This is a genomic window from Paenibacillus oleatilyticus (assembly GCF_018998565.1).
Classification (GTDB): Bacteria; Bacillota; Bacilli; order Paenibacillales; family NBRC-103111; genus Paenibacillus_G; species Paenibacillus_G oleatilyticus.
Window position 1 is genome coordinate 178,358 of record NZ_JAHNZO010000003.1, and the last position, 14,566, is coordinate 192,923.

15 protein-coding genes and 3 tRNA genes are annotated in these 14,566 nt (G+C 54.5%); 15 read left to right on the top strand and 3 right to left on the bottom strand.

Annotation, left to right across the window (positions count from 1 at the left end; all coding sequences use genetic code 11):
* Positions 1-209: 209 nt before the first annotated feature.
* Together KQX66_RS05640 and KQX66_RS05645 are read left to right on the top strand one after the other, a co-directional pair.
* Positions 210-389, top strand: a complete 180-nt coding sequence (locus KQX66_RS05640) for a CopG family transcriptional regulator (protein ID WP_216790778.1) — start codon at positions 210-212, stop codon at positions 387-389.
* 138 nt (positions 390-527) lie between these two features.
* Positions 528-836 (top strand): DUF6809 family protein, encoded by a 309-nt coding sequence (locus tag KQX66_RS05645; protein ID WP_216790780.1) that lies wholly within the window; start codon positions 528-530, stop codon positions 834-836.
* 310 nt (positions 837-1,146) lie between these two features.
* On the opposite strand, the gene KQX66_RS05650 is transcribed toward KQX66_RS05645, so the two are convergent.
* Entirely contained in the window at positions 1,147-2,199 is a 1,053-nt protein-coding gene (locus KQX66_RS05650; protein ID WP_216790782.1) for a 2,3-butanediol dehydrogenase, read from the bottom strand.
* A 262-nt stretch (positions 2,200-2,461) separates the two neighbouring features.
* On the opposite strand from KQX66_RS05650, the gene KQX66_RS05655 reads away from it, so the two are divergent.
* A complete protein-coding gene (locus KQX66_RS05655) occupies positions 2,462-3,505 on the top strand; it encodes a LacI family DNA-binding transcriptional regulator (RefSeq protein WP_216790784.1) in 1,044 nt (347 codons plus the stop codon).
* An 82-nt stretch (positions 3,506-3,587) separates the two neighbouring features.
* Entirely contained in the window at positions 3,588-4,286 is a 699-nt protein-coding gene (locus tag KQX66_RS05660; RefSeq protein ID WP_216790786.1) for a PIG-L deacetylase family protein, read from the top strand.
* 26 nt (positions 4,287-4,312) lie between these two features.
* Here KQX66_RS05660 and KQX66_RS05665 read toward each other — a convergent pair whose 3' ends face one another.
* On the bottom strand, positions 4,313-4,972 hold the full coding sequence (locus KQX66_RS05665) for a DNA-3-methyladenine glycosylase family protein (RefSeq protein WP_308647134.1): 660 nt from the start codon (positions 4,970-4,972) through the stop codon (positions 4,313-4,315).
* A 193-nt stretch (positions 4,973-5,165) separates the two neighbouring features.
* Between KQX66_RS05665 and KQX66_RS05670 the strand changes: the two genes are divergently transcribed.
* The 11 genes from KQX66_RS05670 to KQX66_RS05720 all read left to right on the top strand — a co-directional run bounded on the left by KQX66_RS05670 (position 5,166) and on the right by KQX66_RS05720 (position 13,810).
* Positions 5,166-6,203, top strand: a complete 1,038-nt coding sequence (locus KQX66_RS05670; RefSeq protein ID WP_216790788.1) for an ABC transporter substrate-binding protein — start codon at positions 5,166-5,168, stop codon at positions 6,201-6,203.
* Positions 6,200-8,260 carry an iron ABC transporter permease gene (locus KQX66_RS05675; protein ID WP_253956950.1) on the top strand — a complete coding sequence of 687 codons (2,061 nt, stop codon included), beginning with the start codon at positions 6,200-6,202 and terminating at the stop codon, positions 8,258-8,260. Before KQX66_RS05670 ends, KQX66_RS05675 begins: the two co-directional genes overlap by 4 nt.
* 929 nt (positions 8,261-9,189) lie before the next feature.
* Positions 9,190-9,266: transfer RNA gene (locus tag KQX66_RS05680), tRNA-Glu, on the top strand.
* 93 nt (positions 9,267-9,359) lie between these two features.
* Positions 9,360-9,430 (top strand) — tRNA-Gln (locus tag KQX66_RS05685).
* A gap of 9 nt (positions 9,431-9,439) precedes the next feature.
* Positions 9,440-9,513: transfer RNA gene (locus tag KQX66_RS05690), tRNA-Asp, on the top strand.
* A 53-nt stretch (positions 9,514-9,566) separates the two neighbouring features.
* A complete protein-coding gene (locus tag KQX66_RS05695; RefSeq protein ID WP_216790791.1) occupies positions 9,567-10,142 on the top strand; it encodes a ribonuclease H-like YkuK family protein in 576 nt (191 codons plus the stop codon).
* A gap of 34 nt (positions 10,143-10,176) precedes the next feature.
* Positions 10,177-10,749: an RNA 2'-phosphotransferase gene (locus KQX66_RS05700; protein ID WP_216790793.1), complete on the top strand. Its 573-nt coding sequence runs from the start codon at positions 10,177-10,179 to the stop codon at positions 10,747-10,749.
* The gene (locus KQX66_RS05705) at positions 10,746-11,540 is read left to right on the top strand and encodes a TatD family hydrolase (protein WP_216790796.1); all 795 of its coding nucleotides are present in this window, start codon (positions 10,746-10,748) and stop codon (positions 11,538-11,540) included. Before KQX66_RS05700 ends, KQX66_RS05705 begins: the two co-directional genes overlap by 4 nt.
* Before the next feature lie 458 nt (positions 11,541-11,998).
* A complete protein-coding gene (hxlA, locus tag KQX66_RS05710) occupies positions 11,999-12,631 on the top strand; it encodes a 3-hexulose-6-phosphate synthase (RefSeq protein WP_216790798.1) in 633 nt (210 codons plus the stop codon).
* Positions 12,632-12,636: 5 nt separating this feature from the next.
* A complete protein-coding gene (gene hxlB, locus KQX66_RS05715) occupies positions 12,637-13,194 on the top strand; it encodes a 6-phospho-3-hexuloisomerase (RefSeq protein WP_216790800.1) in 558 nt (185 codons plus the stop codon).
* A gap of 232 nt (positions 13,195-13,426) precedes the next feature.
* The gene (locus tag KQX66_RS05720; protein ID WP_010492813.1) at positions 13,427-13,810 is read left to right on the top strand and encodes a winged helix-turn-helix transcriptional regulator; all 384 of its coding nucleotides are present in this window, start codon (positions 13,427-13,429) and stop codon (positions 13,808-13,810) included.
* 102 nt (positions 13,811-13,912) lie between these two features.
* Here the strand turns inward: KQX66_RS05720 and KQX66_RS05725 are convergent, their stop codons facing one another.
* A complete protein-coding gene (locus tag KQX66_RS05725) occupies positions 13,913-14,425 on the bottom strand; it encodes an SEC-C metal-binding domain-containing protein (RefSeq protein ID WP_216790802.1) in 513 nt (170 codons plus the stop codon).
* Positions 14,426-14,566 lie beyond the last annotated feature (141 nt).

Consider the following 14,566-nt stretch of genomic DNA (forward strand, 5'->3'; position numbering starts at 1 on the left):
AAAGATAGTAAATCAACAGGGTATTAGGGTATGCCCCTAATAAGCGAAATTGAATATCCAAATTCAGTGCTTGCTACAACGCGAGACAGCAGTCTCGTGTACAAAATACCTAACCTTCGAGAAAAAAGAGTGAGCAGTTCGTCGTATGGATTGACTTTTTGTGTCCACAATAATACAATTATTGTGGACACAAAAAGTGGGGTGAAGCGATGTCGTCCAAAAAGATGGGGCGTCCTCCATCTGATAATCCCAAAAGCGAAACGATCAAGATCCGTATCGATCAAGCGATCTTGAGCAAGCTCGATGCTTGCACCGAAAAGCTGGATACGACGCGTTCGGATATCGTGCGTAAAGGGATTGAGAAGGTGTATGACGATCTCCAAAAATAAAGAAGGAAGCGGCGTGAGTCCCGAGAAGAACACCGCCACTTCCTACCCGCAATCGCTACGTGAGCTGACTGCATAAATATCCTACCATGTGCAGGAATCTCATTCAAGCGATGCGATTACATTTATGGGAGGATGAACATGAAATCTACTCTGGAAGCCCTGTTCCGTGGACAACTTCATCCCGATGAGACCATTGTGCCGTCTCATCCTGAATATCGACTCTTAACCCGACAAGTGGCGGCGCAGACTGAACAATGGCGAAACCGATTGGGTGAAGAAGTGTTTCGCGAGCTTAAGGAATATTTTGACCTGTGTGACAGCGTGGATAGCATGCATGTCGAAGCTGCCTTTCTCCATGGGTTCAGGCTTGGAGCAAATATGATGATCGAAGTGATGAGCAAACGTGACGCGGTGGTTCCGAATGCTGCTTCGGGCTTGTCATTATAATGAAAATAGTGACTTGATGACTTCGTATATGCAGATGGGATAACATGTAGATTCAATTGCTTAGATAGAAGATGCTCTCGATATGCATGCAGCAGCTCGTTCCGTCTGTCAGGTCTAGGGAAAACGAGCTGTTTGCTTATGCCGAGCTCGTTAGGATTTCAGATTCCTAAACGTAAGGATTTGTGGCTGTTGAAAGCAGAAAGTCGCCCGACGCGTCTCCTTTTTTCTCGGCTGGTTAATCAGCAAAAGAGGGTGTCCCCTAGCCATTTTCATGGCTTTGGGACACCCTCTTTTGCTAAAACATCGCTGTTTACGGTTTGGGAGTTACGAGGATTTTCACTTGATTTTTTTCTTTCAACAAAGCTTCAAAGCCATACTCCACCGCTTCGTCCAGCTTGATTCGCTTCGTAACGAGCTTCTCGGCAGGGAAAAAGCCTTGTTCCATCAACCGGATGACTGCCGGGAATACGTTGCGGTACCCGATGATGCCTGTCATGTTCCGCTCCTTCATGACGAGGTGGTTCGGCCGGATCGGCGCTTCTCTTTCGAAGATGCTGACAATCATGATCTGTCCGGCGACTTTGGTCGACTCGATCGCTTGGGTGAGAACAGGAGGTACCCCGGTGACCTCGAAGGCGATGTCGGCGCCGCCGCCTGTCCGGTTGTGAATCTCTTGAACCACATCGTATTCTTTCGGATCGATGACGATCGCACCGAGCTCTTCCGCTTTGCGCTTGCGTTCCGGTGAAAGTTCGACGGCGTAAATTTCCGAGGCCCCGGAAGCCTTCAGCGCCTCGATGACCAGCAAGCCGATCGGGCCGGTACCGAACACGACGGCTTTGTCTCCGACCTTCAGCTGGCTTGAACGAACGGCGTACAGTGCGACGGCGGACGGTTCGACCAGAGCGCCTTGCTCGTAAGAGACGCTGTCGGGAATTTTGTGAACCATGTGTTCATCGACCGCTACGTATTCGGAGAAGCCGCCGCCACCGCCGGCAAGGCCGAGGAAGCCCATTTTTTCGCAAAGGTTATATTTACCCTGCCTGCACGAAGGGCATGTTCCGCACGCGAAGACGGGCTCGACGACGACCCGGTCGCCCACCTTCACCGAAGCGACGCCTTCCCCGATCTCGACAACTTGTCCGGAAAATTCATGCCCCATCACGATAGGGGCTTTTTCTTTTGTCAGCGGGTGGGCCGTGCTTTCCGGAATAAAAATCGGGCCGGCCACATATTCGTGCAGGTCGCTTCCGCAAATGCCGCACCATTCCACGCGGATTTTTACTTTTCCTTGGAGCGCCTGAGGTTCCGTAATCGTTTCCAAGCGCAGATCCTTCACACCATGCCATCGTAACGCCTTCATGCCTGCATTGCATCTCCTTACTGGGTTAAGTATAAAATAAATTTAGTGATAAAATAGGAAACGTTTCCGTCAATAAATAATGTCACAAGTTTGATACATTTGTCAAATTGATTTACGAATGAAGATGGTTTAAACGGAGGGGGGCTTAACAGCACTTGCCCGCGGCTCGTCAAAACGGCGGCATCGTATGCTATAATAAAAAGAGACAAACGACCTCGGTTCGTATCATAGAAAACGATTCCAATAAGAAAGGACATCGCTCTTGACCAGAAAGCAAAAAGTAACGATTGAAGATGTGGCGAAGAAAGCGGGGGTGGGGATCGCCACCGTATCGCGCGCCATTAACGATAGCGGCGGGATCAGTCCCAAAACGAAAGCGCAGATCCTGCAGGTGATTGAGGAAATGGGCTTTACACCGAATACTTCGGCGCAAAGCTTGAAGGTGCGGCAGACGTACCAGATTGCTTTGGCCGTGCCGGATATCCGCAATGCGATCATTCCCGAAATCGCCTGGTCCGTAGAACAGACGGCGAAGCAGCATGGCTACCGCGTCGTGCAGATCAACACCACCGGCAACGCCCGGACTGAGCTTGAGACGGTGCGCGAGGTAAAGAAGCTGCATGTGGACGGGTTGATTATTATGCCGCTCGCATATCCCAAAACATTAGTGGAATTGATCAATAAGGCAAGCGTACCCGTTTCGATCATCAACTATGGCAAAAAGCTCGACGACCATGTAAAAGCGGACGTTGTCGGCTTGGCTAGCCAGGAAGGCCGTCTCGTGATGGAACATCTGATCAAAATCGGCCGGACGCGAATCGCATACGCGGGTGCCCCGAAGAACAAAATTGAGGAACGGTATTTTGCCTACGAGCAGTCGCTGCCGCAGGTAGATCCTTCCCTCGTTTTTTTCGGCGAGGATTTCTCGTTTGAAACGGGCTTGCGCGCGGCCGATTACTTTTACAGCCTCAAACATATGCCGGATGCCATCTATGCGGTCAACGACATGGTGGCCATCGGGATTGTGAATCGCTTCAAGGAGTTGGGCATCCGCGTTCCGGAGGATGTGGCGGTCGTGGGCATCGACAACAACTTATGGTCGACGGTGACAAGCCCGCAAATCAGCTCGGTCTCGATCATGGGGGATGAAGTGGCCCGCTTGGCTACCGAGCTTTTGCTGAAGCGGATTCGCGACCATGGTACCGGGGAATATGAACGCGTGCAGTTCGAGCCTCGGCTCATTGTGCGGGAATCGAGCGTGGCCGTCATTCGCCAACCCCCTTCCATTACGAAAAGGGTCAGATGACCAGCTTGTTCTTGCAATCGTGCCCATCATTTTAATCGCCGGGGACTCTGGTTATAATGAGTCTAAAAGGAGGCGGCTGACGATGGGAGAACCGGTCGGATTTTTATACGCGCACCCCGACGATGAAAGCTTTTTGAGCGCGTGCCTGATCCGGCAGCTGGCGGATGAAGGGCATGCGCCCGTGCTGCTGCTGGCGACCAAGGGCGAAGCGGGGCAAAAGAACGGCTACGCGGCGCAAGCGACGAAGGAGGAGCTTGCCGCGATCCGGGTCAAGGAAATGGAGAAAGCCGCCGCGGTGCTGGGCATTGCGGAAGTGGAGCATCTCGGCTTCCCCGACGGAAAGCTGGATACGGTCGACGAGACGCTGTTCTTGGAGGCGGCCATCCGTTTCATCAACAAACACCGCTTGAGAATCGTGGTAACGTTTCCGGAGGACGGCGGCAATTTTCATCCCGATCATATGGCGATTTCGCGGTTTGCGACAGCGGCCGTGCTGAGCGGGCGGTGCCCTTCGGTCCAGAAGCTGTACTACACTCTGTCCAAGACGCTGAGGGAAAAAGGCTACGAACCGACGTTCATCGTCGATACGGAACAAGCATGGAGCGTCAAAGCGGAAGCGCTGCGCGCCCATACGTCCCAGCTTCTCGCGACCGAGAGGTATTTCGGGAATTTGAACGTTTTCCCGGAGGACCGGCGCTACGAGTTTTTTGTCCTGTACTGGGAACGGGGGCAGCGCTGGCCTTCCAAAACCGAGACAAGCTTATTCGACGATTTAATTTGAACATACGGTTCGACAGGAAAAGCGGCTCAGCCCGAAACGAGTTCCTCGACCGTTTTGCCCGAATCGACATATCCGCGGTTGACGGCTTCCCATAAGTAGAGGGAGGCGATGCTGCAATACGGCGACCATTTCTGCGCATGCTGCGCCAGAGGGTTGCCGTCTTTTTTAGGTTCCGCCGAATACAGCCATCGGGCTCCTCGCACCAGACCCACATCGCCCAGAGACAGTACGTTCATTCGCCCCAAAGAAAAGATCAGAAACATTTCCGCCGTCCATTGGCCGATCCCTTTTACCTTGGTGAGCATCTCAACGACTTCGCGGTCTTCCAGTTGGGGCAGCAGGGTCAGGTCGATTTCCTTATGAAGCAGCTTGGCGCTCAAGTCTTTGATGTAGTTGATTTTGGCGGCCGATAGTCCGGCGGTTCGGAGCGCTTCAGGATCGACCCGGTCGATCTCCTCGGGAGTGATGGAGGAGACGAGCGATCTTACCCGGCTGTTGATGGTGGCGGCTGCTTTCACGGAAAGCTGCTGCCCGACAATCGACAGCACCAGCGACTCAAAATGGCTGCTGCGCACGTTGAACGTCACTTCGCCGATGAGGGCGATCAGAGCGGCCAGCTTGGCATCGTTGCGGCAAAGGTAACTTATCCGTTCATCGTCCGAATTCAGCGTCATACTGCGGTTCACGAAGGTTCCCCCTTTTCATAAGCACATACTTTGTTGGCATGATTATCTCATAAAGTATTTCCCGGGAAAACCTTTGGTAGTTCCAAATTCACTCCGAACAACTGGGGATTGACAGATGCAGGAAACCATTTTAAACTGTCAATTGATAATGATAATTATTATCAACTAATGTACATACTTAGGGGGCTGTATCATGTCACGATCTATGCATCATGTTCTATTGGTCTTTTGCTGCGTCATGCTATTCATCGCCGGTTGCGGAACGGCGAATACCAATACATCTTCCGCTCCGAAAGCCGCTTCCGGCACCGACGCCAAGAAGCCGGAGCAAGCATCGACGCAAGAGCAGGGCAAATCGCAAGATCCGGCGGTTCGAACTATCAACCATCTGCTCGGCACCACAGAGATCAAAGGCACGCCGCAGCGCATCGTCGCCATCGAATGGTCCGTTGTCGAGGACGTGCTGGCGCTGGGCGTCCAGCCGGTTGGCATTGCCGATATCGAAGGCTACAAAAAATGGGTGAAGGTGAAGCACGAGCTGTCCCCGGACGTGAAGGATGTCGGCAGCCGGGTTGAGCCGAGTTTGGAGCAAATCTCCGCGCTGAAGCCCGATTTGATCATCGCGACCAACCGCGTCGAAGCCTTCTACGACAAATTAAAAGCGATCGCTCCGACCATCGTATTCTATCCGAACACGGAAAAGGAGCCGGATGCTTACGCGATGATGGAGAAAAATTTCCGGATCGTCGCGGACGCGCTGAACAAGAAGGATGAAGGGGAAAAAGTGCTGAAGGACGTCGACACGGCGATTGCCGGATTGGCCGAGAAAGTGAAGAAAGCGGGCAAAGCGGACTCCGAATTCATCCTGGTGCAAGCTTTCTCGCTGAAAAAGGCGCCGACGATGCGCATTATGTCGGATAACGCGATGTCCGCCAAGGTGCTGATCAAGCTGGGGATGAAAAACGCGTTCAAGCCGAAGGGTTACGTCCCGACCTTCGAAGAAGGGGGCGTCGAGCCGCTGCTTGCCATGAAGAAAGCGAATTTCTTCTACATCGTGCAGGATGACGATAACATTTTCACCAACCAGCTGAAGGAAAATCCGGTATGGAAAAATCTCGATTTCGTCAAGGAAAACCGGATGTACGCGATGGGCGGGGATACATGGCTGTTCGGCGGACCGCTGTCGGCACAACTGATCGCTGAAAAAGCGGCGGCGGCGATGACGAAATGAGAACGGAAAGAAGCGGCGTAAACGCTGCTTTCTTTATGCGCGGATGGGCCCCGCCCGTCCTCGTGTTCGGCGGGGGAGCGGCGCTGCTGCTTCTGCTCATGGTCGTCCATGTGATGCAGGGAGCCGCCGATCTGACTCCCCGCATGGTGCTTGAAGCGGTTTTCGCTCCGCAGGATACGGCCGAGCACCAGATCGTGCGCACGCTGCGGCTGCCGCGGGTCGTCGCCGGTATGCTGGCCGGCGGGGCGCTTGCGGTCGCTGGCGTGCTGCTGCAGACGATTACCCGCAACCCGCTGGCTTCGGCCGGTACGCTCGGCATCAATGCGGGCGCCTATTTCGCAGTCGTGGCGGCCACCGTGTTCGCTCCGTCGCTGATGGGCGTCTCGCCGATGCTGGTGGCGTTCGGCGGCGCCATTTTCGCGGCGCTGCTGGCTTATTCGCTGGCCGGGGGACTGCGTGCGACGCCGCTGCGCATGACGCTGGCCGGGATGATCGTATCGATGGCCGTGTCCGCGATGACCGGCGCGCTGCAGCTGCTGTTCGAGGAGGAAACGAGCGGCCTGTTTCTGTGGGGCAGCGGCACGCTTGTGCAGAACGACTGGAGCGGCGTCAGCGCCGCCTGGCCTTGGGTTGGGGCTGCCGCTGCGGCAGCCCTGTTTCTCTCCCGCTCGCTCGACCTGCTGCTGCTCAGCGAAGAGACGGCGCAGTCGCTCGGTCAGCATGTGGGGCGCATCCGGCTGATCAGTCTTGTTCTGGCCCTGCTGCTTGCCGCTATGATCGTCAGTATCGTCGGTCCGATCGGCTTTGTCGGGCTGCTCGCGCCGCATCTGGTCCGCTTGATCGGGGTGCGCAGCCACAAGCTGCTTCTGCCGGCCTCCTTCTTATGGGGCGCAGTCATTCTGGTAGCTGCCGACGTCGGCAGCCGGCTGGCCAACAACAGCTCGTACGGCGAGCTTCCGGTAGGCGCCGTGACGGCGCTTATCGGAGGGCCGTGTCTCGCTTATTTGTCCTATCGGGCGGCGCAAAAGCATCGCGAGGTGCCGAAGCCGTCCGCTTCGTCGCTCGGCACGACAGCCCGCTTCCTTCCGTACCGTGCGCTCCTTGGTTTATTCGCGGTGCTGCTCGTCACGGTCACGATTCTGGGCATGATCTTCGGCGATGTAAAAGTCCCGCTGCAGGACGTGCTGGCGGCGGTTCAAGGCCAAGGCCCCGACCTGGCCCGCTCGATCGTGCTCGACCAGCGGCTGCCCCGGATGCTCGTCGCGGCCTGCGCCGGCGCGGCGCTTGCGGTCAGCGGCCTGCTGCTGCAGGGGGTCGTGCGCAATCCGATGGCCGACCCATCCATCGTCGGCGTCTCGGCCGGGGCCGGAGTCGGCGCGCTGCTTCTGCTGCTCGTCTGGCCGGAGCTGCCGATCGCGCTGCTGCCTTTTGCTTCCTTCGCCGGAGCGATCGCCGCGGCGCTCATCGTCTATCTCATCGCCCGCAAAACGGGCTTGCAGCCGGCCGTGCTGGCGCTCGTCGGGATCGCGGTATCCGCGTGCGGCTCGGCCGTCATTCAGCTCATTGTGGTGCAGACCAAAATGAACGTGGCCGTGGCGTTAGCCTGGATTTCCGGCAGCACGTACGCGCGCGGTTGGGAGGAGCTGGCGCAGCTCGTGGTGTGGCCCGTGCTGCTGCTGCCGCTGGCATGGCTGATCGGGCGGAGAGTGGACATTTTGGCCTTCGGGCAGGAGGGTGCGGTGGGCCTCGGGGTCAACGTCGAGCAGACGCGGCTGAGAGCGGCGGCGATCGGCGTGGCGCTGGCGGCTGCGGCCGTATCGATCGTGGGCACGATCGGCTTCGTCGGGCTGATCGCTCCTCATGCGGCACGCCTTCTGATCGGGCACAATCATCGCCGGCTCATGCCGCTCGCTGCACTGCTCGGGGCCGTCCTGCTCGTATTGGCCGACATCGTCGGCCGCAACCTGCTGCCGCCCAAAGAAATTCCATCGGGCCTGATCGTCTCGCTCCTCGGAGCGCCTTATTTTCTTTGGCTGATGCGGTCTTCGCGCAGATAAATGCGAATGAAGGATGCGACGATTGGCAAGATGTGAACTGTGACGGTGCAGTGATCTTGACTGCAAATAGGATTTCAGCAAACTCAGGCTGCCATTTGGCGGTCCAGAGTGTTGAAAAAGTGGTTCATAAACCAAATAGAGATACATACGTTGGTGGGGTATCCACTGGAGGAGCGACAGCGTTCACCTTTGTCTGCGGGAAATACCCGCTGCTAAGCGGCTTCCAATTAAGATTTCCTGCAGACAACAGTGACCGGAAGTGGATACCCCACCTCCTCGTACACCTCTATTACCTCAATTGACCACTTTCAAGCGTGAAAGTTAAAGAAATACAATTTTACAAAAATAATGGTTGACACGTTTGCAGAACGCATGATAAGATTTCACCAACTTGATGAACACAAAAGCGAAGGGAGGTTAGGAACATGAGAACGCATAACGCATTCGAACAACTGTTACAGACCGAGCAAGGATCCGCTCATGATTCCTTTCATAACCAACGCTTTTTACGTAGCTTTCGCGTACCTGTACGATGTTTGGGGCTTTTAGACCCGTCGTAATTGGAATTCGGTAGGTGAGGCTGCGAATCGTCGTAGCCTTTTTCTTTTGCCTTCGTGGCGGGAAAAAGGGACGAAGCGCAGCTTTTTTGTTTGCTTAAATTCGCGTGGAAGGAGAGAGTAGCGATGACGAATCATGATAAGATTGTCCATGTTCACGAGGTCCAATTTGAATTACAAACAAAATCCAGTAGTCTTGATTTGCTCCGAACCCCTCCTTCCCTGAAGGTCGGGCGATTCTGACATACGTTTTGGCGTATGCAAAATACGGAGATACAAGGCTGCCGGATCACGGCGGCTTTTCTTATGCCTTGGAGTGAATCGGGGCAAAAGAAGAGCGCGTGAGCTAGCAGTCTTTTTCATTGTTAACGCGGCGCATTAGGCAAGCGGTGAAGCCACACGACTTTCACTCGTGCATTCGGCGGGTTCGAATCCCCCATGCGTCACCATTTCATCATGGATAGGATGTAGTCATAGAGGTTGCTGCTTTATTCGGCGACTGGCAGACCTGCGGGCCGTCCCCGCACCTATCCGTCCAACTCAGGGGAATCGCCAAGTGGTAAGGCAGCGGCTTTTGAAGCTGCGAGCGGTGGTTCGAATCCATCTTCCCCTATACCCACATGGAGCTGTGGAGAAGCGGGAGTTCTCGCCGGTTCGTCAGACCGGAGGCCGCGGGTTCAAGTCCCGCCGGCTCCAACCAAATACATAACGAAAGGATGCCGTGTACGTTGTACAGGTGACAAACAACCATGAAGCGAACAAATCTTTTTTCCATGCACGATGATCTCATATTTCACAATGTGACAGAACGCCGCCTCTCCCTCGACGATGTGATCGAGCGGATGCTGCGGTTCATCTCTCAAGATCCGGCATCGCCGTATCAATTGATGATCGGTACCGACAGTCAGGTTCACCGCGGTCATACCAAATTTGTGACCGGTATTATTATCCGCCGTCCGGGCAAAGGCGCTTGGGCCTGTTACCGGCAGGTGGTGCTTCCCCGGGAGCTGACCTCCGTCAAAGAGAAGCTGACGATCGAAACGTCGCTCTCGCAGGAGATCGCCTGTTATTTCGAGGGGGATGCGATGAACCGGATGGAAGAGCTGCTGCTGCCCTATGTGTACCAAGGCGCTTCGCTCGAAGCGTTCATCGATATTGATGCGGGCACGGAGCCGGTCGTCAACAAGACGTCGCTATACGTTCAGGAGATGGTGGACCGGGTCGAAGCCATGGGAAGATACGCCGCTCGGGTAAAGCCTGACTCGTACGCCGCCTCCGCCTATGCCAACCGGCATACGAAACGCCCAGCCAGCCTGGTTATGTGAACTTTTTAAATTTTTAAATAAGGAAGAGATCGACATGTTAAATGAAAAAACAGAAATTCGCTTAAGCAAATTTATGACCAAGCTGTTAAGACACGATCCTAAAGCGTTCGGACTCATCCTGGACCCGACGGATGGATCGTGCGAATTAAAGGACATGATGCGCGCCATCCGGTCGCAGCCCAGATGGGCGTCGATTACGTTGGAGGATGTGGAGCAAGTCGTGCGCAAATCGGATAAGCAGCGCTTCGAAATCACGAACGGCCGCATCCGCGCCCGATACGGGCACAGCTTCGAGAAGATTCGCTACGAGCCCGGCGACCCGCCAGAGACGCTGTATCATGGCACGAACCGTCATGCCGCGCCGGCAATTCTGCGGGAAGGCATCCGCCCGATGGGCCGTCAGTACGTGCATTTGTCCGAAGGGCTGCAGTTCGCCACATTGGCAGGCAGTCGCAGAGGGGAGCTTGTCATCCTGCGCGTGGACACGGCTAAAGCCCGCAGTATGGGCGTATCGTTTTATTTTGCGGGAAATGAAGTGTGGCTGGCCGACGAAGTGCCGGCGTCCTGCTGCGCCGTAGACGAGGGGAGAGGAGCGAGCAGACGATGAAGAAGCCGTCGCTGATCGATATCGGGGTCAACTTGATGCACCGCTCGTTTCACCCGGACCGTGACCAGGTCGTCGCCCGGGCGGAAGCGGAGGGCGTCTCTCCGCTTATTTTGACGGGGACGCATATGCGAAACAGCGAAGAAGCCGCGCGATATGCGGCCCGGTTTCCGGGCAAGCTGTACTCCACCGCAGGCATCCATCCGCACGACGCCCGCAACTGCGGCCCGGACACGCTGGCACAGCTGCGGAAGCTGGCCGCGCTGCCCTCCGTCGTAGCGATCGGGGAATGCGGCTTGGATTACAACCGCGATTTCTCGCCGCGCGATGTGCAGCGAAAGTGGTTCGAAGCGCAGGTCATGCTGGCGTGCGAGCTGCGGATGCCGTTGTTCCTGCACGAGCGGGAGGCGCATGCGGATTTCGTCCGCATCTTGAAGACGCATCTGCACCGGATTGACCGGGCGGTCGTCCACTGCTTCACCGGCAGCGCAAGCGAGCTGAAGACGTATCTCGATATGGGACTGTATATCGGGATTACGGGCTGGATTTGCGACGAGCGGCGGGGCAAGCATCTGCGGGAGCTAGTGCGGCGCATTCCGCTCGACCGGCTGATGATCGAGACGGACGCCCCGTTCCTGACGCCGCGGGATCTGCCGGTCAAGCCGGCGGACGGACGCAACGAGCCCGCGTTTCTGCCGCACATCTTGCAGGCCGTATCCGTTTGTATGGGCAAAAGCGCGGAGGAAGTGGCTGAAGCGACGACGCAAACAGCCAGGCATGTTTTCGGCTTGTAATTGTAACGGAGCGTCTTTCGGCTGCAGCAACCGGCAATCGAGCCGGATCGGCGGCATTTGTTACGTTGCAATCCAATTTGTAAACAGGCGAACCGGCATACCGGATTCGCTTGTTTTTTTTCTGGAGCCGTCCCTTCAACGCAACGGGTTAAATCGGCATGGGTGCAACCGTATCTTTCCGCTCCAGATTTGCAATCATTTCATTCCAAGCAATCGGCTTGTTCGACAGGACAGCGTAATATCTTTTCGAAAATTTCACAATCAGATCTGTTGGCAGTTCCTTCCCATGATTGTTCACCGGAAGGAAACAAAGGTCGAGTCCAGTCACAGCTTCTCCATTTATTAGTATCCTCCAAGTAACTACCCCACGGCAAAGTGCCTACTTCCTAAAATGAAATGAAGGCTCTACAATGGGCTGTGTCGAACAACAACAATCATTTTGAAGGAGAGATCATCCTATGGAGCTTCAATTGGCACTGGATCTTGTAGACATTCCCGGAGCAAAACAAGTGGTTGCGGAAGTGGCGGAGCATATAGATATCGTCGAAATCGGCACGCCGGTTGTCATTAACGAAGGATTGAGGGCGGTAAAGGAAATCAAAGAGGCATTTCCGGCTTTGCGCGTTTTGGCTGACCTGAAAATTATGGATGCAGGCGGGTACGAGGTCATGAAAGCATCCGAAGCGGGGGCGGATATTATTACTGTTCTGGGTGTCTCGGACGATTCGACAATTCGAGGGGCCGTCGAAGAAGCCAGAAAACAAAACAAAAAAATTATGGTCGACATGATCAACGTGAAGGACATTGAAGGCAGGGCCAAAGAAATCGACGAGCTTGGCGTGGATTACATCTGTGTTCATTCCGGTTATGACCATCAGGCGGCAGGCAAAAACTCTTTTGAAGAGCTTATGGCGATCAAGCGTGTCGTCAAGCATGCGAAAACGGCGATTGCAGGCGGTATTAAGCTGAATACGCTGCCGGAAGTCATCAAGGCCAGCCCGGACCTGGTTATTGTTGGCGGCGGCATTACCGGTCAAGAGGATAAGAAGGCAACTGCGGCTGAAATGAAACGATTGGTTCGTCAGGCCTAATCGCCATGCAAACGATAAAATATGCATCCGAAATCGTGAAGGAACTTCATCGCTCGGTAGAACGGATTGTCGAAGAAGAAGCGGAAACATTGGCCGATATCATTTTGCAATCCAACAAGGTATTTGTGGCTGGCGCCGGAAGGTCGGGTTTAATGGGACGAGCTTTTGCCATGCGCCTGATGCATACCGGCATAAATGCCTATGTGGTCGGGGAAACGATAACTCCCGGCATCGGCAAGGACGATGTCCTGATCATCGGCACGGGCTCGGGGGAAACAAGGAGCTTGATCCCAATGGCCCAAAAAGCAAAAGGTCTGGGTGCATCCGTTGTTGCGGTCACGATTGCTCCCGAGTCGGCGATCGGAAGTTTGGCAGATGCTCTGGTGAAGCTGCCAGGATCGCCTAAAGATCAAGCAAGCGGCGGTCATACGACGATCCAGCCGATGGCTTCTTTGTTCGAACAAACATTATTGGTATTTTACGACGCTGTCATTCTTCGGATGATGGACAAAACGGGACTGGACTCTGACCGGATGTACGGCAGACATGCCAACCTGGAGTAAATCGATCGCAAGTTACTTGAAAGTCCTCGCCGCTCTTGGTGAGGACTTTCATTCATACATGAAGCCACGGGAGGCTGGAACCTATGGATTCAGCGGACATACTGTAGAAAAAAGCAGTTGATGCATTCGAACCATGTACAAACTCATCGACTCCTTTAGTTTCCAAATAGATGGTATATCCTTTTATCTATTGTAGTTACTTATGGTATACTATCGGGAGGAGGGGATGACGATGGCGAACGAGGTAAGAGATCGAATCGATTTGATGACGATTAACTGCGAGAAGGAATTGACGCTGGCCGTGATCGGAGGCAAATGGAAATTAATCATTTTGTGGCATCTCGGGTTGAAAGGAACGAAACGGTTTAGCGAACTGAAAAAATTGATTCCCCACATTACGCAAAAAATGTTGACCAATCAGCTGCGCGAATTGGAAGAGGATCAGTTGGTTTTCCGTAAAGTATATCCCGAAGTTCCGCCCCGGGTCGAATATTCTTTGACGGAGCACGGTGAAAGCCTCGTACCTGTCTTGAAAATGATGTACAACTGGGGGAAAAATTACGGGGAACAAGTCATATGGAAAGACGGGCGGACTTGCCAGGAGACCGCATTATAGTCGACCCTTGACACGTTGGCATATTTGCAACGACAAAAAAACCGTTTTCCCGATGAGTCGGGAGAACGGTTTTTGTTTTGTTCAGCATATCTTACGCACGGTCTATTTGCCGTTTTTCATCTGCTCGGCGAACTCCGTAATTTTTTGCGCCCGCTGGGCGATCGAACCGGAGGATACGTTGTATTTGGCCGAAAGCGCCGATTGCGTCACTTCGGCAACGCCGTGCATGGAGCCGATGGCGTATTCCATAGCGGCGAGCATCACGTCCGCTTTGCGGATCTGCGGGCGTTCGTGGGACGCGTAAGCATGCCATAAGGCAACGGCTTCCGTAATGCGCTGCCAATCGAAGGTTCCCACCATTTGTCCGGCTAATTGTTCGGCGACCGATTGATATATTTCTTGAGGCCAGTCCAGCACCTCAATAAGTGTCTGCACGGTTTCCGCATTGAGAGACGGACCTTGATCCGTTGAAGGCCGGATGTTGGACGGCGAGCCGGTATTCGGCGCTGCCGCTTGGAGTTGGGGCGCTTCACCGGTCAGAAGGCAGCAGTGCTTGTACTTCTTGCCGCTGCCGCAGGGACACGGCTCATTTCTTCCAATTTTTCGCAAGTTCATTCCACTTCCATTTCTTCTGCCAAATTCACTCTGATGACATTATAGCCTTTGAAAGGAAAAATTCCAAGACTTCGACACGATTCGACAACATTAAGAGGTAAATCCGGTGCTTTTTACGAGGAAAAAGCCTCCGCAGGGGAA

What these genes read in the sequence shown, in the direction of transcription:
- KQX66_RS05640 (WP_216790778.1), top strand. Translation starts at nt 210, where the DNA reads ATGTCGTCCAAAAAGATGGGGCGTCCTCCATCTGATAATCCCAAAAGC.
- KQX66_RS05645 (WP_216790780.1), top strand. Translation starts at nt 528, where the DNA reads ATGAAATCTACTCTGGAAGCCCTGTTCCGTGGACAACTTCATCCCGAT.
- KQX66_RS05650 (WP_216790782.1), bottom strand. Translation starts at nt 2,199, where the DNA reads ATGAAGGCGTTACGATGGCATGGTGTGAAGGATCTGCGCTTGGAAACG.
- KQX66_RS05660 (WP_216790786.1), top strand. Translation starts at nt 3,588, where the DNA reads ATGGGAGAACCGGTCGGATTTTTATACGCGCACCCCGACGATGAAAGC.
- KQX66_RS05670 (WP_216790788.1), top strand. Translation starts at nt 5,166, where the DNA reads ATGTCACGATCTATGCATCATGTTCTATTGGTCTTTTGCTGCGTCATG.
- KQX66_RS05675 (WP_253956950.1), top strand. Translation starts at nt 6,200, where the DNA reads ATGAGAACGGAAAGAAGCGGCGTAAACGCTGCTTTCTTTATGCGCGGA.
- KQX66_RS05695 (WP_216790791.1), top strand. Translation starts at nt 9,567, where the DNA reads ATGAAGCGAACAAATCTTTTTTCCATGCACGATGATCTCATATTTCAC.
- KQX66_RS05700 (WP_216790793.1), top strand. Translation starts at nt 10,177, where the DNA reads ATGTTAAATGAAAAAACAGAAATTCGCTTAAGCAAATTTATGACCAAG.
- KQX66_RS05705 (WP_216790796.1), top strand. Translation starts at nt 10,746, where the DNA reads ATGAAGAAGCCGTCGCTGATCGATATCGGGGTCAACTTGATGCACCGC.
- hxlA (WP_216790798.1), top strand. Translation starts at nt 11,999, where the DNA reads ATGGAGCTTCAATTGGCACTGGATCTTGTAGACATTCCCGGAGCAAAA.
- hxlB (WP_216790800.1), top strand. Translation starts at nt 12,637, where the DNA reads ATGCAAACGATAAAATATGCATCCGAAATCGTGAAGGAACTTCATCGC.
- KQX66_RS05720 (WP_010492813.1), top strand. Translation starts at nt 13,427, where the DNA reads ATGGCGAACGAGGTAAGAGATCGAATCGATTTGATGACGATTAACTGC.
- KQX66_RS05725 (WP_216790802.1), bottom strand. Translation starts at nt 14,425, where the DNA reads ATGAACTTGCGAAAAATTGGAAGAAATGAGCCGTGTCCCTGCGGCAGC.